We start from the raw sequence: 20,996 nt of genomic DNA on the forward strand, positions 1-20,996 counted from the left end.
AAATGAGTTCGTCAGAGCGCTATCCCGCAATGGACCACCTCATGAGAACGTATTTCGGCCAGGACTTCGACCTGTTCGGAGAAACCGTCCCGGAAATAGTAGCGTGTTACAAGCAGGACAGTCCGCATGATTACGCCAATTTAGTTCGGGAAATAGACTCGTTCAGGAACGAACACCCGCACGATCTGGCCATTGCGTTCGATCAGATGTATGGGCGCGGATTTTCTCCCGAGCCGTGGGGCTACACCGTCGCCTCTTTTCTAGACGAGATCCAGCGCCTCCTCAACGAGTAATCGGCTTGTTGCAAGGCGCGGACAGTTCCATCCGGTCCGATGTGTATGCACGGGACGTTATGAGTGTCGATCTATCGCTTTCGACTCGCGCCTTCTCTCACCGCCAAAGGGAGGCGAATCTGTTTTCCTTCCGGCGCAAAACCAGAGCCCCGCGCCCATTTTCATTCCGCCCCGATCGCCCACTCCACCGCCGCCTGCGCATGCAACGCAGTGGTATCGAACACCGGCAGCACCGAATCTTCGGGCTTGATCAGCAGCGTGATCTCGGTGCAGCCGAGTATCACCGCCTGCGCGCCACGCGCGGCCAGATGCTCGATCACGCGTTGATAAACCTTGCGCGACGCGTCGGCCACGTTACCGTGGCATAGCTCGTCGTAAATGATGCGGTGCACGTCCGCGCGTTCGTCCTCATCAGGCACGAGCGTGTCGAGTCCATAGCGCTCGCGCAGCCGGCCCATATAGAACGTCTGCTCCATCGTGTAGCGCGTGCCGAGCAGGCCCACCCGCTCGACGCCCGCCGCGCGCAGCGCCGCGCCGGTCGGATCGGCGATGTGCAGGAACGGCACCGTGATCGCCTGCTCGATCGATTCGCACACGCGATGCATCGTGTTCGTCGCAAGAATCACGAGATCGGCGCCGCCGCGTTCGAGCTGGCGCGCGGCGTCGGCCATCTGTTCGCCGAGCGCGTGCCAGTCGCCGGCGCGCTGGTTCGCCTCGATCGACGCGAAATCGACGGTCAGCAGAAGACTGCGCGCGTTGTGATGGCCGCCGAGCCGCGCCTTCGCGTGGCGGTTCAGCAGCCGGTAATACTCGGTGGACGACTCCCAGCTCATTCCGCCGATCACGCCGATCGTTTTCATCTGTACGCTCCGTCAATGCATGGCCGAAACGGCGAGTATAGGCGCGTCGTATCGCGCGCAGCCGGTACGGATTTCGGCCTGCGCGCCGGTACGCATCGGTGCCCGCATTTTTCTGGCGCCGATAGAATCGTAGCGAGTCCGAACGCGATCAACCGGAGCGAACATGGATCTGATCATCCGCCACGCGACGCTGCCGCGCAGTGCCGCGCAGCTGTCCCCGCATCACCAGTCCCCAATCGACATCGGCATCGATGCGGGCCGTATCGTCGCCGTCGAGCCGAACCTGGCCGCGAGCGCGCGCGACGAAATCGACGCGGCCGGTTCGCTCGTCACGCCGCCGTTCGTCGACCCGCATTTCCATATGGACGCGACGCTGTCGTACGGTTTGCCGCGCGTGAACGCGTCGGGTACGCTGCTCGAAGGCATCGCGCTATGGGGCGAGCTGAAGCCCGAACTCACGCAGCAAGCGTTGATCGAACGCGCGATGCAGTATTGCGATTGGGCGGTCGCGCGCGGCCTGCTCGCGATCCGCAGCCACGTCGACGTGTGCGATCCGCGTCTGCTCGCGGTCGAGGCATTGCTCGAAGTGAAGCGCCGCGTCGCGCCGTATCTCGATCTGCAATTGGTTGCCTTCCCGCAAGACGGTCTGCTGCGCAGCGCCGGCGCGTTCGATAATCTGAAGCGCGCGATCGACATGGGCGTCGACGTGGTCGGCGGCATTCCGCATTTCGAGCGGACGATGGCCGACGGAGCGCAGTCGGTGCGCATGCTGTGCGAGTACGCGGCCGAAAAGGGCTTGCGCGTCGATATGCATTGCGACGAATCGGACGATCCGCTATCGCGCCACATCGAAACGCTCGCGGCCGAAACGCACCGGCTCGGCCTGCACGGACGTGTCGCCGGTTCGCACCTGACGTCGATGCATTCGATGGACAACTACTACGTGAGCAAGCTGTTGCCGTTGATTCGCGAGTCGGGCGTCGCGGCGATCGCGAATCCGCTGATCAACATCACGCTGCAAGGCCGCAGCGACACGTACCCGAAACGGCGCGGCATGACGCGGGTGCCGGAGATGCTGGCCGCGGGCATCACGGTCGCGTTCGGCCACGACTGCGTGATGGACCCGTGGTACAGCCTTGGTTCGGCCGACATGCTCGAAGTCGCGCAGATGGGCCTGCATGTTGCGCAGATGACCAGCGTCGACGGCATGCACGCCTGTTTCGACGCGGTGACCGTGAACGCGGCGCGCATTCTCGGTCTGGAAGACTATGGCATCGCGCCCGGATGCGCGGCCAATCTCGTCGTGCTCGATGCGCGCGACGAGCTCGAGGCGATCCGTCTGCGCGCCGCGCGGCTCGTGGTGGTGAGCCGGGGCAGGGTGGTCGGCCGCGCGCCGGCCGCGAGCGTGTCGTTATCGCTCGAAGGGCGGCCTGAGCAGGTCGATTTCAAGCTGCATCGCGCGTAGCGACATATCTCGCGCATCAATGACAAACCGGCGGCCTGCGCGAGCAGACCGCCGGTTTTTCTATCGGCATCGTTCATTCAGCGCCATCGCATCCGGGCCGAACGAACGATCATCGCGACGTTTCAATCGCTCAGTGCGCGGCACCCGGCGCCATGCCGTTATGCCGTAGCAGCGCATCGATATTCGGCTCGCGGCCACGGAACGCCTTGAACGATTCCATCGCCGGACGGCTGCCGCCCACTTCGAGAATCTCGCGACGATAACGCATGCCGGTCGACTGATCGAGCACGCTGCCCGCGGCTTGCGCGGCTTCCTCGAACGCCGCGTACGCGTCGGCCGACAGCACTTCGGCCCACTTGTAGCTGTAGTAGCCGGCCGCGTAACCGCCCGCGAAAATATGGCTGAACGTATTCGGCCAGCGCGAGAACGGCGCTTGCGGCACGACGTGGAAGCGTTCGTTGATTTCGCGCGCGAGTTCGTTGGCGCTCTTCGCGCCGTTCGCGTCGAAGCCGGTATGCAGTTGCATGTCGAACATCGAGAACACGATCTGCCGCAGCGTGCCGAGGCCGCTCTGGAAGTTCTTCGCGGCGAGCATCTTGTCGAACAGCTCGCGCGGCAGCGGCTTCGCGGTATCGACGTGCGAGGTCATGTCGGACAGCACGTCCCACTCCCAGCAGAAGTTCTCCATGAACTGCGAAGGCAGCTCGACCGCATCCCATTCGACGCCGTTGATGCCCGACACGCCGAGCTCATCGACGCGCGTGAGCATGTGATGCAAGCCGTGGCCGAACTCATGGAACAGCGTGATCACTTCGTCGTGCGTGAAGCAGGCGGGCTTGCCGCCGACCGGCGCCGAGAAATTACAGGTCAGATACGCGACCGGCGTTTGCACCGCGCCATGCGCGAGCTTGTGACGACCGCGTGCGTCGTCCATCCAGGCGCCGCCGCGCTTGCCTTCGCGTGCATACAGGTCGAGATAGAACTGCGCGACGAGGCCGCCGTCCTGATTCTCGACGCGGAAGAAGCGCACGTCCGGATGCCAGACGGCCGCTTCGTCGCGGCGGATGCGCACGCCAAACAGCGTCTCGGTGACCTTGAACAGGCCCTTGAACACCGCGTCTTCCGGGAAGTACTGCTTCACTTCGTTTTCCGAGAACGAATAGCGCTTCTGGCGCAGGCGCTCGGCGGCGAACGTCATGTCCCACGGCTGCAGATCGGTCATGCCGAGTTCGCTCGCGGCAAATTCGCGCAGCTCTTTCCAGTCCTGCTCGGCATGCGGACGCGCGCGCGTCGCGAGGTCTTCGAGGAAGGCCATTACCTGCGCCGGCGATTCGGCCATCTTCGGCGCGAGCGACACTTCGGCGAAGTTGCCGTAGCCGAGCATCTGCGCTTCTTCGGCGCGCAGCTTCAGTTCGTCGGCGAGCACCTGGGTGTTGTCCCACTCGGTCTTGCCGTTGCCGTATTGCGCGCCGAGCTCGGACGCGCGCGTCACATAGGCGCGATACATCGCTTCGCGCATCGGACGGTTTTCCGAGTACTGCATGACCGGGAAATAAGACGGGAAGTGCAGCGTGAACTTGTAGCCAGTCTTGCCGTCTCGCTCGGCGGCTTCCTTCGCGGCTTCGATCACGTCTTCGGGCAGTCCCGCCAGTTGCGTTTCGTTGCCCGCATCGACGATGTACGCATACGCGTTGGTCGCATCGAGCACGTGATCCGAAAACGCCTTCGACAGCGCCGCCTGGCGCTCCTGCAATTCGGCGAAACGCGGCTTCTGGTCTTCCGGCAACTCGGCGCCCGACAGACGGAAATCACGCAGCGCGTTGCTGAGGATCTTCTTGCGTTCGCCGTTCAGCGATGCGAATTCGTCGCTGGCGTTCAGTGCCTTGTACTTCTCGTAGAGCGCGAGATTCTGGCCGACGCTCGACCAGAACTCGGTCACGCGCGGCAGGTTTTCGCCGTACACGGCGCGTAGCTCGGGCGTATCGGCGACGGCATTGAGATGACCGATCACGCTCCACGCGCGCGACAGCGGCTCGGTGGCGCGCTCGACCGGTTCGACGACGTCGGCCCACGACGCGGGCGTGGCCGGCAGCGCGGCACGCTCGACGGCGGCCGCCGCGTCGGCGAGCAGCACGTCGAGGGCGGGCGTCACGTGTTCGGGTCGGATGGAGCCAAAGCGCGGCAGATCGGAAAAATCGAGGAGCGGGTTGTCTTGATGCGTGGCGGTAGTGGACATAAGGCTTCCTGTCTGACGCGGGTGAAGGGGGCAGTGCGGCGCTCGCGCGTGCCGTCTCGTGCTGGGGTCGCTCGACGCCCGGCGCACGGCGCATGGCGGCACCGGCTACGGACATTATTGGGGCGCGGGGCGCCGATTCCAATCCATCGGCTGACAAATTAACAGATGTTGCGGCGCGTTGGGCGCGCGTTGGGGCAGGGCGTGGGCCGTGGGATCCGGCGACGCGGTAAGGAGGCGGTGGTTCCGCGAGAGAGAAGGGCGGGTGATGACCCGGTGGACGAGACGGATGAGTCGCCTCACTCCGCCTCGCGCTCACCGCCCGGCGGTTACGCCTTGGCCGCGTCCGCCTCGCGCTCGGCCGCTTCGATCGTGTTGACGAGCAGCATCGTGATCGTCATCGGGCCGACGCCGCCCGGCACCGGCGTGATATGGCCGGCCACTTCCTTGACACCCGCGAAGTCGACGTCGCCGCACAGCTTGCCGGCGTCGTCGCGATTCATGCCGACGTCGATCACGGTCGCGCCCGGCTTCACCATGTCCGCGGTCAGGATGTTGCGCAGACCGGTCGCGGCGACCACGACGTCGGCGTTGCGCGTGTGCGCGGCCAGATCGCGCGTCTTGCTGTGGCAGATCGTGACGGTCGCGCCCGCTTCGAGCAGCAGCAGCGCCATCGGCTTGCCGACGATGTTCGAGCGGCCGATCACGACCGCGTTCGCGCCCTTCAGATCGATGCCGTAGGCCGCGAACATCTTCATCACGCCGTACGGCGTGCACGGACGGAACAGCGGCTGACCCGTCATCAGCGCGCCCGCATTGGCGACGTGGAAACCGTCGACGTCCTTCTCGGGCGCGATCGCCTCGATCACCTTGTGGCTGTCGATGTGCTTCGGCAGCGGCAGCTGCACGAGAATGCCGTGGATGGCCGGATCGCGATTCAGCTCGTCGATGCGCGCGAGCAGGTCGGCTTCGGGCAGATCGGCCGGATAGCGGTCGAACGACGAACCGAGGCCGTTGTCGTGGCAGGCCTTCACCTTGTTGCGCACATACACTTCGCTGGCCGGATTGTCGCCGACCAGAATCACGGCGAGGCCCGGCTGATGGCCGCGGGCGGTCAGGGCGGCGGCGCGCGCCGCGACGTCGGCGCGCAGGGTCTTGGAGAGGGCGAGGCCGTCGATCAGTTTGGCAGTCATGGTCGGTCGAACGTTGGGTCGAGATTGGGATCGGGAATCAGCTCGGGACAGACGGTTTGGCAGGCGGGGCGAAGCGCTCGCGCGGAGGGGCGCGCGACGGCGCGCTTCGGCTGGCTGACGGAGCCCCGTCGCCCTGCGACAGGCGCGCTGCCGGTTCGGGCAAGGCGCCGCCGCGAAGTCCGACATTATACCGGCGCGGGGGCGCGCTTTCGCAGTGGATTCGGGGCGCGCGGCGCGCGTGGGAGCGTCCGGGAGGTGAGGCGGCGGTCCTGTGGCGGCAAGGAAGCGCACCGCGAGCGGCGGGGCAGGCCGCTCGCACGCCACCCGCACGCCGGACTCGGCGTCGGTCAGGCCGTCGCGAACCGGCGACGCAACCGCCACGGATGGCGGCCACGTACCAACGGCCCCTCCGAACGAAAGGCCGCCCGTGCCTCTGTTACTGCGCCGTTTGCGGCTTGTTCGACAGCGCGAGTCGCAGCAGATCGGCGACCGTGTTGACGTTCAGCTTTTCCATGATGTTCGCGCGATGCGCTTCGACCGTCTTGATGCTGATGCCGAGGTCGTCGGCGATCTGCTTGTTCAGGCGGCCCGCGATGATCCGCTCGAGCACCTGATGCTCGCGCGCGGTCAACTTGCCGAGGCGCTCGGCCGCGGCGCGCTGCTGCTGGACGCTGGTGCTTTCGCTGCGTGCCTTGTCGAGCATGCGCTCGACGAGCTTGCGCAGTTCGGCTTCGTCGAACGGCTTTTCGATGAAGTCCATCGCGCCTTTTTTCATCGTCGACACCGCCATCGGCACGTCGCCGTGGCCCGTCACGAAAATGATCGGCAGCGACGCGTTGTCGGCGATCAGGCGTTCCTGCAACTCGAGCCCGCTCATGCCGGACATCCGCACGTCGAGGATCAGACACGCGATCTGGCCCGGATGCTGATGCGGCTGCCATGCGTCGATGAACTGCTCGGCGCTCGAGAAGCACTGAACGCGGTAGCCGTTCGCCTCCAGCAGCCAGCGCAGCGAATCTCGCACGGCCTCGTCGTCGTCGACGACAAAGACGGTTTCCTGTGTGGTGACTGGGCTGTTCATAGCTCTCCCGTAACGGTTTGTGGTATCGGCGCCTCGGACCCGCCGTTGCTCGGGCCGTCAGGCTCCCCAATGGGCAGACTGCAATGGAACGTGGCGCCCGTGATGTGGCCGTCGGATTCGACGTTGTTGACCACCCACAGACGGCCGCGGTGCGATTCGATAATCGAACGGCAAATGTTCAGCCCCATGCCCATGCCATCGGACTTGGTGCTGTAAAACGGTTCGAACAGACGCTCGGCGGTCGCTTCGTCGACGCCGGGCCCCTGGTCGACGACGCTGATGCAGACGAAGCCGCTCTCAAGTCGCACGACCACGCGGATGACTGGGTCGACCGCGTTCGGGCGCGCTTCGGCCATCGCTTCGACGCCGTTCTTCAGCAGGTTCACGAGCACCTGCTCGATCAGCACCGGATCGACGTAGATCACCGGCAGCCGCGAGCGCAGATCGGTAACGATGCGAATGCGCCGCTTCCTTGCCTCGATTTCGGCGAGACCCACCGCGTCCGCGACGATATCCGCGACCCGCGTGGCCTGCCGCTTCGGCTCGCTGCGCTTCACGAACTCGCGGATACGCTTGATGATCATGCCGGCGCGCACCGCCTGCTGCGCGGTCTTTTCGAGCACCGGCAGCAGATTGTCGGGCGTCGTTCGACCGGATTTAACCAGTGCGACGGTTCCGGAGCAATAGTTATTGATGGCGGCGAGCGGCTGGTTCAGTTCGTGCGCGAGCGACGAGGCCATTTCACCCATCGTCATCAGGCGGCTCGTGAACTGCAGCTTTTCGTCCTGCTGGCGCGCGAGTTCCTGCGCGCGCTTGCGGGTCGTGATGTCGGTCGCGATCTGCATCTGCGCGAGATGGCCGTCGACCCACTGGATGTACTGGCGTCGCACCTCGAACCACTTCTGGATGCCGGGGATGTAGATTTCCTGCGCGTCGGCGGCGCTTTCAGTCAGCGCGGCGGCGGGCAGGCCGACGAAGGTGTCGACCATGTCGATCGAATCGGACGACGCCTGCGAGGCGTCGAAGCCGCCGCCCGCGAGTTCGAGGTGGCCGTCCGGGCGGATGCCGAACAGATGCCGGTAATAGCGGTTCGCGAACAGCAGCTCGGCTTCGTCGGCGGCCAGCACGGACACCGCCGCATCGAGGCTTTCGAGCACGGTCGTGAAACGTTCGTGGGCGGCGGCGAGCTCTTCGCGCGCGCGCTTCGGCTCGGTGATGTCGGTCATCGACGACATCCAGCCGGTCTGGCGGCCCGAGCTGTCGATCAGCGGCGACACGTAGAGCCGCGCGTGGAACGTCGAGCTGTCCTTGCGCCGCACGCGCAGCTCGAAGCCGGACGAGGGCGCCTTGCCGCGCAGCGTCATGTCGAGCTGACGCTGCATCTCGGGGTACGCGTCGCGCGGCCAGTAGGCGAACGGCGCGCTCTTGCCGACGAGGTCGCTTTCGTCCCAGCCGGTCATGCGGCAGAACGCCGGGTTCACGTGCGTGATGCGGCCGTGCATGTCGAGCACGCGCATGCCGATCAGCACCGAGTTTTCCATCGCGCGGCGGAAAAACGCTTCCGCGTAGAGCGCCTGCTGCGCCTCGAAGCGCTGGCGCGTGTGCTTCCACAGACTCCACAGGCTCCACAGTACGAAGCAGGAGAGGCCGGCCACCAGCCACACCAGCGTGTTGTTCGTGAAGTTGGTGATCTGCGGGAACGCGTACACGCGCACCGAAATGCCCTGGCCCGGCGGGTCGAGCGGCAGGTCGTAGAACATGTCGCGCGGCAGGCGCGGGCGGGTCGACGTGGTGGTCAACTCGCGGTTGTTCGCGTCGATGATCGAGATCTTGTATTTGGCCGACAGCTCGGGCGGGATGTCGCGCTTCAGAATGCCTTCCACCGAGAACACCGCGGCGATGGTGCCGAGGAAATCGCGGTCGCGGAAGATCGGCGTTTGCAGCGTGATGAAGCCGTTGCCGAGGTCGTCGTAGATGAGCGGCGAGTACACCTGGCGGCGGGTGTTGCGCGCCTCGGCGAAGCCGGCCTTGACAGCTTCGTCCATCTGCGCGTCGTTCGGACGCGCGAGCCGCTGGCCGAGCACCGGCGGCGCGGCGTTGGGCCAGCGCGGCTGCTGCTGGCCCGTGTACCAGTTCATGTAGAGGATCTCAGGATGCCCCTGCATGATGTCCGTGGTGCTCACCTGGAACGAATGCTCGTCGGCATGGCCGGCGGCGAGGTCGCGCGCGAGTGCCTGGATCTGCTCTTGCGCGCCCGTCATCGACAGGCGGATCTGCTGCTGCGCCCACGCGACGTTGCGGTACAGCGTGTCTTCCTGCTGTTGCTGCTCGCGCCGGTTCAGACTCCACAGAATCAGGCTCATGACGACCAGGAACACCAGGATCGACAGGAGCGGCGTCAGCAAATAGGAATTGGACCACCAGGGTCCGTGGTGCCAGCGCGAGGACGGCGACGAATCCGCCGGCGAACCCGCGGTGCGCGCCGAGCGAGAGAAGAGCCGTTCGGTCAACATGCGTGGCATTGTAGCTCAGCACGTCCCCGACAAATGGCGCAAAAAAGCACGGAAAGTGCAGTTAATCGGTGCAAACTAGCCGGCGGATCAGTCGATCGGCAGTCAAACCAGGTTGCGTTGCAGCAATTTTCCGCATTATGAGAATTGATCTCGTAATTTGAAAATTTGGTTGCGCTGACGTCGGGACCCTTATTACAATCGGCCGGAGCTGCCGCGGCCGTTCCTGCGTCCGCGTCGTCTGTTCAAAGTGCGTTCCCCATACCTAGGAGACGAGCATGTCCGCTGTACCCGACGAAGTCATGAAATATGTCGCCGCCGATAAAGACGACGATCCCCAGGAAACCGGCGAATGGCTGGAAGCGCTGGATGGCGTGATTTCTGCAGTAGGCCCTGACCGTGCCCACTACCTGATCGAAAAACAGATCGAATTCGCACGCGTGCACGGCGAACATCTGCCGTTCTCCGCTAACACTCCTTACATCAACACGATTCCGGTCGCGCGCCAGGCCAAGAACCCCGGCGACCAGGACATCGAACACCGTATTCGCTCGTACACCCGCTGGAACGCGATGGCGATGGTGCTGCGCGCCGGCAAGGAAACCAACGTCGGCGGCCACATCGCGTCGTTCGCATCGGCCGCCACGCTGTACGACGTCGGCTACAACCACTTCTGGCACGCACCGTCGGCCGAGCACGGCGGTGACCTCGTGTTCGTGCAGGGCCACTCGTCGCCGGGTGTCTACTCGCGTGCGTTCCTGCTCGGTCGCCTGACCGACAAGCAGCTCGACAACTTCCGCCAGGAAGTCGGCGGCGAGGGTATCTCGTCGTATCCGCATCCGTGGCTGATGCCGGACTTCTGGCAATTCCCGACCGTGTCGATGGGCCTGGGCCCGATCATGGCGATCTACCAGGCGCGCTTCATGAAGTACCTGCAGGCGCGCGGCATCGCGAAGACCGACGGCCGCAAGGTCTGGGCCTTCCTCGGCGACGGCGAAACGGACGAGCCGGAATCGCTCGGCGCGATCGGCATGGCCGGTCGCGAGCGTCTGGACAACCTCGTGTTCGTGATCAACTGCAACCTGCAGCGTCTCGACGGTCCGGTGCGTGGCAACGGCAAGATCATCCAGGAACTCGAAAGCGAATTCCGCGGCGCCGGCTGGAACGTGATCAAGGTCATCTGGGGCAGCCGCTGGGACGCGCTGTTCGCGCGCGACAAGTCGGGCGCGCTGATGCGCCGCATGATGGAAGTCGTCGACGGCGAGTACCAGACGTACAAGTCGGAGTCGGGCGCGTTCGTGCGCGAACACTTCTTCAACACGCCGGAACTGAAGGCGCTGGTCGCCGACTGGTCCGACGACGACATCTGGAATCTGAACCGCGGCGGCCATGATCCGCACAAGATCTACGCGGCGTTCACGGAAGCGACGAATTCGAAGGGCCAGCCGACCGTCATCCTCGCGAAGACGATCAAGGGCTACGGTATGGGCGAAGCCGGCCAGGCGATGAACATCACCCACCAGCAGAAGAAGATGCAGGTGGAGCAGCTGAAGAAGTTCCGCGACCAGTTCCGTCTGCCGATCACGGACGAGCAGATCGTCGATGTGCCGTACCTGACGTTCGAGGAAGGCTCGAAGGAACTCGAGTACATGCGTCAGAAACGCATGGACCTGGGCGGCTATCTCCCGGCGCGTCGTCAGAAGGCCGAGTCGCTGCCGGTGCCGGAACTGTCGGCATTCGAGCCGCTGTTGAAGGGCACGGGCGAAGGCCGCGAGATCTCCACGACGATGGCGTTCGTGCGGATCCTGAACATCCTCCTGAAGGACAAGACGCTCGGCAAGCGCGTCGTGCCGATCGTGCCGGATGAATCGCGTACGTTCGGCATGGAAGGTCTGTTCCGTCAGATCGGTATCTGGAATCAGGACGGCCAGAAGTACGTCCCGGAAGATTCCGACCAGCTGATGTTCTACCGTGAGTCGGAGACCGGTCAGATCCTGCAGGAGGGCATCAACGAAGCCGGCGGCATGGCCGACTGGATCGCGGCCGCGACGTCGTACTCGACGCACGGCGAGATCATGATCCCGTTCTACATCTTCTACTCGATGTTCGGCTTCCAGCGCATCGGCGACCTCGCATGGGCCGCTGGCGACATGCGCTCGCGCGGCTTCCTGCTGGGCGGCACGGCGGGCCGCACGACGCTGAACGGCGAAGGCCTGCAACACGAAGACGGCCACTCGCTGATGTGGGCGGCTTCGGTGCCGAACTGCATCAGCTACGACCCGACGTTCGGCTACGAACTCGCGGTCATCGTGCAGGACGGTCTGCGCCGCATGGTCGCCGACCAGGAAGACGTCTACTACTACGTCACCGTGATGAACGAGAACTACGAGCACCCGGCGATCCCGCAGGGCGAGACCGTGGCGGCCGACATCATCAAGGGCATGTACTCGTTCAGCAAGACCGCAGCCGATAAAAAGGCGCCGCACGTGCAGCTGATGGGCGCGGGCACGATCTTCAACGAAGTGATCGCCGCGGCCGACCTGCTGAAAAACGACTGGGGCGTCAACGCCGACCTGTGGAGCGTGCCGAGCTTCACCGAGCTCGCGCGCGAAGGTCACGAAGTGCAGCGCTGGAACCTGTTGCACCCGACCGAAGAGAAGAAGCTGTCGCACGTCGAGAAGCTGTTGAAGGATGCGCCGGGTCCGGTCATCGCATCGACCGACTACGTGCGCGCGCTGACCGAGCAGATCCGCGCGTTGGTGCCGCAGAAGTTCGTCGTGCTGGGCACCGACGGCTACGGCCGTTCGGACACGCGCGAGAAGCTGCGTCACTTCTTCGAAGTCGATCGCTACTGGGTCACGGTCGCCGCGCTGAACGCGCTGGCGGACGAAGGCACGATCGAACGCAAGGTGGTCGCCGAGGCGCTCAAGAAGTACAACCTTGATCCCGCCAAACCCAACCCGATGACCGTCTAAGGCATCACCCGTGTGCCACGATGCACGCGCTTGCTCCTCATCGCGAGGGGCCGGCGGCGTGCGCGGCCCAGGAGACACTAACAATGAGTCAAGCGATCGAAGTCAAGGTGCCGGACATCGGCGATTACAAGGACGTCCCTGTGATCGAGGTGCTGGTGAAGGCGGGTGACACCGTCGAAAAAGAGCAATCGCTCGTGACGCTGGAATCCGACAAGGCGACGATGGACGTGCCGAGCTCGGCCGACGGCGTCGTCAAGGAAGTGAAGGTCAAGGTCGGCGATGCGGTGTCCGAAGGCACGCTGATCATCGTGCTCGAAGGCGCCAACGCCGCTGCCGCGGCGCCCGCGCCGGCTGCCGCACCGGCTCCGGCTCCTGCGCCGGCGGCAGCTCCCGCTGCGGCGCCCGCGCCCGCGGCGGCAGGCGGCGGCGTGCAGGAAATCAAGGTGCCGGATATCGGCGACTACAAAGACGTCCCCGTGATCGAGATCGCGGTGAAGGTCGGCGATCGTGTCGAGAAGGAACAATCGCTCGTCACGCTCGAATCCGACAAGGCGACTATGGATGTGCCCAGCTCGACCGCCGGCGTCGTCAAGGAAGTGAAGGTCAAGGTTGGCGATACCGTGTCGGAAGGCTCGGTCATCGTCGTGATCGAAGCGGAAGGCGGCGCTGCGCCGGCACCGGCCGCGAAGGCGCCGACTGAAAAGCCGTTCGACGCGCCGGCCACGCCGACCCCGGCACCGGCCGCGCCGTCCGCGCTCGCGCAGGCGCCGCTGATCCCGGCTGGAGAAGGCGGCTCGCGTCATCCGAGCCATGCGTCGCCGTCGGTGCGCAAGTTCGCGCGCGAACTCGGGGTGGACGTCGGCCAGGTGAAGGGCACCGGTCCGAAGGGCCGCATTACGCAGGCCGACGTGACCGCGTTCGTGAAGGGCGTGATGACGGGCCAGCGCGCGGCGCCGGCTGGTGCGGCCGCGCCGGCCGCCGGCGGTGGCGAGCTGAATCTGCTGCCGTGGCCGAAGGTCGACTTCACGAAGTTCGGTCCGATCGATCCGAAGCCGTTGTCGCGCATCAAGAAGATCTCGGGCGCGAACCTGCATCGCAACTGGGTCATGATTCCGCACGTCACGAACAACGACGAAGCGGACATCACCGAGCTCGAAGCGCTGCGCGTCAAGCTGAACAAGGAACACGAGAAGGCGGGCGTCAAGTTCACGATGCTCGCGTTCGTGATCAAGGCCTGCGTGGCGGCCCTGAAGAAATTCCCGACCTTCAACGCGAGCCTCGACGGCGACAACCTGGTGTTCAAGCAGTACTACCACATCGGTTTTGCCGCTGACACGCCGAACGGCCTCATGGTGCCGGTGATTCGCGACGCGGACAAGAAGGGCCTCGTCGACATCGCGAAGGAAATGGCCGACCTGTCGAAGGCCGCGCGCGAGGGCAAGCTGAAGCCGGACCAGATGCAGGGCGGCTGCTTCTCGATCTCGTCGCTGGGCGGTATCGGCGGCACGCACTTCACGCCGATCATCAATGCGCCTGAAGTCGCGATTCTCGGCCTGTCGCGCAGCGCGATGAAGCCGGTGTGGGACGGCAAGCAGTTCGAGCCGCGCCTGACCATGCCGCTGTCGCTGTCGTACGACCATCGCGTGATCGACGGAGCGGAAGCCGCGCGCTTCAACGCATACCTCGGTTCGATTCTTGCCGATTTCCGGCGTGTGATTCTTTGACCGGCTGGTGAGGTCCGCCGGCGCGGGCGCGGATGGTTTCGACCGATCCGCGTCGCGCCGTCCGCGCGTTCGCGCTCACGTGCGCTGTGCGCTGTGCGCGAAGGCGCGCTCATCATCGATCAATAAGAGAAGGGGACACCATGAGTCTCGTCGAAGTAAAAGTGCCGGACATCGGTGACTTCAAGGACGTCGACGTCATCGAAGTCAACATCAAGCCGGGCGACACCATCGAAAAAGAGCAGTCGCTGCTGACGCTCGAATCCGACAAGGCGTCGATGGAAGTGCCGAGCGATACCGCCGGCACCGTCAAGGAAGTGCGTATCAAGCCGGGCGACAAGGTCTCGCAGGGCACGGTCATCGCGCTCGTCGAGGCAACGGCGGGCGGCGCGGCTGCGGCCGCTGCGGAGCCGAAAGCGCCCGAGAAGGCGGCTCCCGTGCCGGCGCCTGCCGCTGCGGCGCCGAAGGCCGCCGCAGCGGCTACGCAAGCCGGCAGCTATTCGGGCAGCGCCGACATCGAGTGCGACATGCTCGTGCTCGGTTCGGGCCCCGGCGGTTATTCGGCCGCGTTCCGCTCCGCCGACCTCGGCATGAAGACCGTGCTGGTCGAGCGTTATCCGACGCTCGGCGGCGTGTGTCTGAACGTCGGCTGCATCCCGTCGAAGGCGCTGCTGCACACCGCGCTCGTCATCGACGAAGCGGCTGATCTTGCCGCCCACGGCATCACGTTCGGCAAGCCGCAGATCGATCTCGACAAGCTGCGCGATTTCAAGTCCGGCGTGGTCAGGAAGCTGACCGGCGGTCTCGCCGGCATGGCGAAGGCGCGCAAGGTCGAAGTGGTGGTCGGTACGGGTGCGTTCGTCGATCCGAACCACATGGAAGTGCAGACCGAGGGCGGCAAGAAGGTCGTCAGGTTCAACCAGGCGATCATCGCAGCGGGCTCGGAAGCGGTGAAGCTGCCGTTCATTCCGGAAGATCCGCGGGTCGTCGATTCGACCGGCGCGCTCGAACTGCGCCAGATTCCGCAGCGCATGCTCGTGATCGGCGGCGGCATCATCGGTCTCGAAATGGCAACCGTGTACTCGACGCTCGGCGCGAACATCGACGTGGTCGAAATGCTCGACGTCCTGATGGCCGGCGCGGACCGCGATCTGGTCAAGGTCTGGGAGAAGTACAACAGCAAGCGTTTCGCGAACGTGATGCTGAAGACCAAGACCATCGCCGCCGAAGCGAGGGACGACGGTATCTACGTGTCGTTCGAGGGCGAGCAGGCGTCGGCCGAGCCGCAACGCTACGACCTCGTGCTGGTGGCCGTCGGCCGCTCGCCGAACGGCAAGCGGATCGGCGCGGAAAAGGCCGGCGTCGCGGTGACGGATCGCGGCTTCATCGAAGTCGACAGGCAACAGCGCACGAATGTGCCGCACATCTTCGCGATCGGCGACATCGTCGGTCAGCCGATGCTCGCGCACAAGGCCGTGCACGAAGGCCACGTGGCGGCGGAAGCCGCGCATGGCGAGAAGGCGTACTTCGACGCGCTGCAGATTCCGTCGGTGGCCTACACCGATCCGGAAGTGGCTTGGGCCGGCAAGACGGAAGACCAACTGAAAGCCGAAGGCGTCAAGTTCGGCAAGGCGGTGTTTCCGTGGGCCGCATCGGGTCGCGCGATCGCCAACGGTCGCGACGAGGGCTTCACGAAGCTGCTGTTCGATGAGGAAACGCATCGCGTGATCGGCGGCGGTATCGTCGGTCTGAACGCGGGCGACCTGATCAGCGAAGTCTGTCTCGCGATCGAGATGGGCGCGGACGCAACGGATATCGGCAAGACGATCCATCCGCATCCGACGCTCGGCGAATCGATCGGCATGGCGGCCGAGTTGTATGAAGGCGTCTGTACCGATCTGCCGCCCGTCAAGAAGAAGTAACGCGGTGCACCGCGCCTGCATGACGACATGCGGGCGCGGCAAAGCCGGTCGAGCCGTACGGCAAAGAAAAACGGCGCGCTCCATGTCGGAGCGCGCCGTTTCTGCGCCGTTTCTGTTTTCGTGGCGGCCAGTGGCGGGCAAAAAAATCCCGGCTTGGCGGCCGGGCAAACGATACGCCATTGCAACGTATCGGAGCGTTCGGCTCATCAAACCGTATAAGCGGCAACGGCACGACGCTGTTGCTTGCGATAACGCCGGCGCAGCGCATAGGCTGGGCCGGCGTGAAAGACGATGCGAGGCATAAAGCCTTGCGTGTTGACGCGCGAAGCTTAGACGGCCTTCTTGGCGGCGGCGCGCGATGCTTGCGCAGCGGCTTGCGAAGCTGCCTTCGAAGCGGCCGTTGCAGCTGCGTTGAAGTTGCTTTCGGCGATTTCGACAGCCTGGCGGGTTGCCTTGTGGACCGTTTCGTACGTGGTGTTGGCGGCGGTGATAGCCGACTTCATCACGGCGACAGCGGTTTCCGAACCGGCCGGTGCGTTCTTGGCGACGTTTTCGACGAGCGCCTGAACCTTGCGGTTTTGCTCTTCGAATTGCGCTTCCGCGACGCGGGTGAATTCACCCTGCGTTGCCGAAACGATTTCGTACACATGGCGGCCATACGACAGCGCCTTTTCAGCCACCGGCTGGGCGAGGCTTGCTTGCAGTGCCAGCAGTTCCTGCGCATCCTTCACGGACAGCGCGCGTTGGGCATTTTCCTGGCTTTCGGCGAGCGTCGACTTCACAACTTGCAGGTTCAGCTCGACCAGCTTTTCGACACCTTCAAATGCTTTGGTCGTCAGGCCGAACAGGGTTTCGAAGTTGGCTTTCTGGGCTGCGGCGAATTGCTCAGGGGTCAGCAGAGTCATGGTTTACGCTCCTGGATTGCGGCCGGTCTGTGCGGACCGCATTGGGTGGGTGGCGAGACGCAGGTTCATCGTCTCACCGGACCGCGATGTATTGTGCATCGCAGCAATGGTTCCCATTTTAGGATGCCTACAAGGAATGTCAAGCGTTTTTTGTGCATCGCACAATGTTGAGAAAATGCCGACAAAACAATAGGTTATACAGTAGGCATGTCATTCATATGACGCGGAACGATTGCTCGTTGCACCGTGCCGGTGCGACATAAACCAACCGTTCAGCAGGCCGTCGGGAGATTATTTTTCCGTGTGGCAGCAATTCTCCCTGAAAAACCGATCATCATCAATTCGATGTAAACCACAAGATGACAAGGAACGTTAAAGAACGATGGCAGTCGAACGCGCGTTAGCGACTTTCGTCGGACACTTAAAAAAGTCCGTCGCACGCTCGCAACGCCTTCATGGCGCGGCGCAGTAGTTTCCGCCTGTGCTCTGACAGTATTTCCCCGGATCAAGGTTGTCTCAAAATTGCCGTTATCCTGCAATGACCTGCTCGATTGGGCCGGGCGGCGATGGCGAGGCTTGCTGGCGACGATCGTTTTTTTCGATCGAGGCGCGGCACTTATTCGTGTTTTCGCGATCGGAGCTGACAAGCCGGTTTAAGGAGCGCGTATAAGTGCTTCAAATTGCTAATTTTTCGTTGCTTTACTACACTTGCGGAAACCTCTCGCCGCTCCCTATCGAACACCCATGAAAACCGACATGTTTTCGTCGCTAAAAGTGCTCCACGGCGCGGCGCGCAGCACCGCTCTATCGGTGGCCGTCTCGCTGGCCGTCGCAGCGGCGTTCGCTACGCCTGTCAGCACTTTTGCAGCTACGTCTGCTGCATCCGCAAAAACTTCCAAACACGCTAAAACTGCCAGGAAGCCTGCGCAGGTGGCCGCCACCGCAAAGGTGTCGAGCCATGCGGCGAAAGCCGGCAAGGGTGAGGCCGTGAAAGCCGCTGCGGCGGATGAAGACGCCCCGCACGCCGGCGTCAAACGCAAGCGCGTCACGTTCACGGCGAACGGCCGACACCGTTCGGTGATGCGACGCGTCGCGTACGAGCCGCGCCAGCCGAGCGTCGGCCAGGCGTTTGGTCTGCACGAGACGCCGGACGCGCTGATGCTGCGCTCGAGCGTCGCCTATGTGATCGACCAGAACAGCGGCGAGACGCTGTTCGACAAGAACTCGCGCGCGGTGGTACCGATCGCATCGATCAGCAAGCTGATGACGGCGATGGTGGTGCTCGATTCGAAAGAGCCGATGACCGATCAGATCGAAGTCACCGACGAAGACCGCGACTACGAGAAGAACACCGGTTCGCGTCTGTCGGTGGGCTCGGTGCTGTCGCGCGAGGACATGCTGCACATCGCGCTGATGGCGTCGGAAAACCGCGCGGCGGCGGCGCTGTCGCGCTACTACCCGGGCGGCCGTCCGGCGTTCCTCGCGGCGATGAACGCGAAGGCGAGGCAGCTCGGCATGAACGACACGCACTTCGAGAACCCGACCGGTCTGACGAGCATGAACGTGTCGAGCGCGCGCGATCTCGTGAAGATGGTCAACGCGGCGTATCAGTACCCGTTGATCCGCAAGTTCTCGACCGATCACAGCTATGAGGTGTACACCGGCAAGCGCACGCTCGCGTACAACAGCACGAACGCGCTGGTGCGCAACCCGACGTGGGACATCGGTCTGCAGAAGACCGGCTTCATCAACGAAGCGGGCGAGTGTCTCGTGATGCAGGCGACCATCCACGGCCGGCCGATGATCCTGGTGCTGCTCGATTCGTCGGGCAAGTACTCGCGTTTCGCGGACGCGACGCGTCTGCGTACGTGGCTCGACAACGGCGGCGACCAGCCGCGTATCACGAGCGCCGATGCCGGCGGTCCGGGTACCTGAAGCCGCAACGCATACTCAGCCGGTGGTAGTCAGTCCGGCAGCAGCTGACGTGCAAAGAAAGAGCCTCGCGGATGCGAGGCTCTTTTCATGGCGCCGGCGGGAGGGCAAAGGGTGCAACGGCGGTTGGGCGGCCGCCCCCTTCACTAATGCTGGCCGTGCGAGCCATGTGAGCCGTGCCCGCCGTGCGCATGGTCCTGCTGTGGCTGCGGCCGGTAGCCGAGCGATTCCGAAATCATCAACGCGGTCTGGCTCAACTGCCCGAGCCATGAATCCTGCAAACGATCGGCCGGCGCCGACAGCGACAGTCCCGCGACCAGCTTGCCGGTATCGTCGTAGATGCCGGCGGCGATGCAGCGCACGCCCAACTCCAGTTCCTCGTTGTCGCGCGCGCAGGCCTGCTGGCGCACATGCGACAGCTCGCGCTCGAGTTTCGCGAGATCGGTGATGCTGTTCTGCGTGTGGCCCGACAGACCGGTGCGTGTTGCGTAGGCACGCACGCGGGTGGCTTCGTCGGCCGCGAGGAACAGCTTGCCGACCGAGGTCAGATGAAGCGGGGCGCGCCCGCCGATCGCCCGCACCACCTGCATGCCCGAGCGCTCCGAATACGCGCGTTCGATATAGACGATTTCGTCGCCCTGACGCACCGACAGGTTCACGGTCTGCCCGGTCTCGCGGTGCAGCTCGCGCATCGGCGTGAGCGCCGCGTCGCGCACCGACAGGCGCGCCTTGACGAGATTGCCCAGTTCGAGCAGGCGCATGCCAAGACGGTAGGTGCCGGGGTCTGAACGGTCGACCAGCCGGCACATCACCATATCGTTCAGGATGCGGTGCGCGGTGGATGGATGCAGCTCCGTGCGGATGGCCAGTTCTTTCAGGCTGACCGGGTCGCTATGCGCCGCCAGTGCGTCGAGCAGGCGCATCATGCGTTCGATCACCTGGATCGAAGTTTTGGGATCCGGGTTCGTATCGCTCATATGAGAATCGGTGGATGCGTCAAACAGCGAAAACTGATTGTATCTCGTATTGTGAAAAAAGCGAACGCTTCGAGGCGCGCTTCCAATCCGGCGCGGCGTGCTTCCTATGCCTTCCGGCCGTTGGTATTGCACCGGCAAACAGCGGATAATCAGGGACGTTTCCCCGCAAGGAGGGCTCATGCGAGTCGGATTGTTCGTCACTTGCCTGATTGACCTGATGCGTCCCGAGATCGGTTTCTCCGTCATCAAGCTGATCGAAGGCGCCGGTTTCGAGGTCGTAGTGCCGCCCGCGCAAACCTGTTGCGGGCAACCTGCGTATAACTCGGGAGACCGCCGCCTCGCGCGCGACCTTGCCGAGAAAACGCTGCGCGAGTTCGAACAGTTCGACTATGTGGTGGTGCCGTCGGGCTCGTGTGGCGGCATGATCCGCGCGCACTACGGCGACCTGTTCCGCGACGATCCCGAGCTGATGAACCGTTTCGGCCGCCTGCGCGGCAAGGTGTTCGAGCTGACGGATTTCCTCGTCAACGTCGCGAAGGTGCAGTTGCAACCGGGCGAGTTCGCGGGACAGGTGACTTATCACGACTCGTGTTCGGGCTTGCGCGAACTGGGCGTCAAGGAACAGCCGCGCGAACTGCTCGCGCAGGTCGGCGTCGCGGTCACCGAGATGAAAGGCTGCGAGCATTGCTGCGGCTTCGGCGGCACTTTCGCGGTCAAATACGGCGATATCTCGACCGCGATCGTCGACGAAAAGTGCACGAACATCGCCGCGAGCGGCGCCGGTGCGGTGGTGCTCGGCGACCTCGGCTGCATGTTGAATATCGAAGGGCGGCTGCGCCGCAACGGCGACTCGACGACGCGCGTGCTGCATATCGCACAGGTGCTGGCCGGCGACGTGTAATCCCCGCGTGGCGAACACCGCTATTGTT

Annotated in this window: 14 protein-coding genes; 7 read left to right on the forward strand and 7 right to left on the reverse strand. The window is 64.2% G+C overall.

The features are described from left to right. Positions 1-2 precede the first annotated feature (2 nt). Complete coding sequence (locus tag F6X40_RS02015) at positions 3-293, forward strand: contact-dependent growth inhibition system immunity protein (protein WP_184022332.1); 291 nt, start codon at positions 3-5, stop codon at positions 291-293. Between the two features lie 161 nt (positions 294-454). Here the strand turns inward: F6X40_RS02015 and F6X40_RS02020 are convergent, their stop codons facing one another. Then, on the reverse strand, positions 455-1,153 hold the full coding sequence (locus F6X40_RS02020) for an aspartate/glutamate racemase family protein (RefSeq protein WP_184057359.1): 699 nt from the start codon (positions 1,151-1,153) through the stop codon (positions 455-457). A gap of 163 nt (positions 1,154-1,316) precedes the next feature. On the opposite strand from F6X40_RS02020, the gene F6X40_RS02025 reads away from it, so the two are divergent. Continuing rightward, positions 1,317-2,618, forward strand: a complete 1,302-nt coding sequence (locus tag F6X40_RS02025; RefSeq protein WP_187626655.1) for an amidohydrolase family protein — start codon at positions 1,317-1,319, stop codon at positions 2,616-2,618. Positions 2,619-2,748: 130 nt separating this feature from the next. Here the strand turns inward: F6X40_RS02025 and F6X40_RS02030 are convergent, their stop codons facing one another. From F6X40_RS02030 to fixL, 4 genes are all read right to left on the reverse strand, one after another. Beyond that, positions 2,749-4,854: a M3 family metallopeptidase gene (locus tag F6X40_RS02030; protein WP_184057356.1), complete on the reverse strand. Its 2,106-nt coding sequence runs from the start codon at positions 4,852-4,854 to the stop codon at positions 2,749-2,751. 326 nt (positions 4,855-5,180) lie between these two features. After that, the gene (gene folD / locus F6X40_RS02035) at positions 5,181-6,044 is read right to left on the reverse strand and encodes a bifunctional methylenetetrahydrofolate dehydrogenase/methenyltetrahydrofolate cyclohydrolase FolD (RefSeq protein WP_090800818.1); all 864 of its coding nucleotides are present in this window, start codon (positions 6,042-6,044) and stop codon (positions 5,181-5,183) included. A 436-nt stretch (positions 6,045-6,480) separates the two neighbouring features. After that, on the reverse strand, positions 6,481-7,125 hold the full coding sequence (gene fixJ, locus F6X40_RS02040) for an oxygen response regulator transcription factor FixJ (RefSeq protein ID WP_062129599.1): 645 nt from the start codon (positions 7,123-7,125) through the stop codon (positions 6,481-6,483). Then, entirely contained in the window at positions 7,122-9,638 is a 2,517-nt protein-coding gene (fixL, locus tag F6X40_RS02045; protein WP_221309019.1) for a PAS domain-containing sensor histidine kinase, read from the reverse strand. The genes fixJ and fixL overlap by 4 nt, the downstream gene beginning before the upstream one ends. A 275-nt stretch (positions 9,639-9,913) precedes the next feature. Here fixL and aceE point away from each other — a divergent pair, with 275 nt between their 5' ends. The 3 genes from aceE to lpdA all read left to right on the forward strand — a co-directional run bounded on the left by aceE (position 9,914) and on the right by lpdA (position 16,253). Continuing rightward, positions 9,914-12,610 (forward strand): pyruvate dehydrogenase (acetyl-transferring), homodimeric type, encoded by a 2,697-nt coding sequence (gene aceE / locus F6X40_RS02050; RefSeq protein WP_187626656.1) that lies wholly within the window; start codon positions 9,914-9,916, stop codon positions 12,608-12,610. 83 nt (positions 12,611-12,693) lie between these two features. Further along, positions 12,694-14,334 carry a dihydrolipoyllysine-residue acetyltransferase gene (gene aceF / locus F6X40_RS02055; protein ID WP_187626657.1) on the forward strand — a complete coding sequence of 547 codons (1,641 nt, stop codon included), beginning with the start codon at positions 12,694-12,696 and terminating at the stop codon, positions 14,332-14,334. Between the two features lie 140 nt (positions 14,335-14,474). Next, positions 14,475-16,253: a dihydrolipoyl dehydrogenase gene (gene lpdA, locus F6X40_RS02060; RefSeq protein WP_187626658.1), complete on the forward strand. Its 1,779-nt coding sequence runs from the start codon at positions 14,475-14,477 to the stop codon at positions 16,251-16,253. Positions 16,254-16,582: 329 nt separating this feature from the next. Here the strand turns inward: lpdA and F6X40_RS02065 are convergent, their stop codons facing one another. Further along, the gene (locus F6X40_RS02065; protein ID WP_013089827.1) at positions 16,583-17,158 is read right to left on the reverse strand and encodes a phasin family protein; all 576 of its coding nucleotides are present in this window, start codon (positions 17,156-17,158) and stop codon (positions 16,583-16,585) included. A gap of 744 nt (positions 17,159-17,902) precedes the next feature. Between F6X40_RS02065 and pbpG the strand changes: the two genes are divergently transcribed. Then, positions 17,903-19,093, forward strand: coding sequence for a D-alanyl-D-alanine endopeptidase (gene pbpG / locus F6X40_RS02070; RefSeq protein ID WP_187626659.1), 1,191 nt, complete (start codon positions 17,903-17,905; stop codon positions 19,091-19,093). A 143-nt stretch (positions 19,094-19,236) separates the two neighbouring features. Here pbpG and F6X40_RS02075 read toward each other — a convergent pair whose 3' ends face one another. Next, complete coding sequence (locus tag F6X40_RS02075) at positions 19,237-20,067, reverse strand: IclR family transcriptional regulator (protein ID WP_090800805.1); 831 nt, start codon at positions 20,065-20,067, stop codon at positions 19,237-19,239. Between the two features lie 178 nt (positions 20,068-20,245). Here F6X40_RS02075 and F6X40_RS02080 point away from each other — a divergent pair, with 178 nt between their 5' ends. Next, a complete protein-coding gene (locus F6X40_RS02080; RefSeq protein WP_184067525.1) occupies positions 20,246-20,968 on the forward strand; it encodes a (Fe-S)-binding protein in 723 nt (240 codons plus the stop codon). The last annotated feature ends 28 nt before the right edge of the window (positions 20,969-20,996 follow it).

It is taken from the genome of Paraburkholderia sp. UCT31 (assembly GCF_014397655.1).
Lineage (GTDB): Bacteria > Pseudomonadota > Gammaproteobacteria > Burkholderiales > Burkholderiaceae > Paraburkholderia > Paraburkholderia tuberum.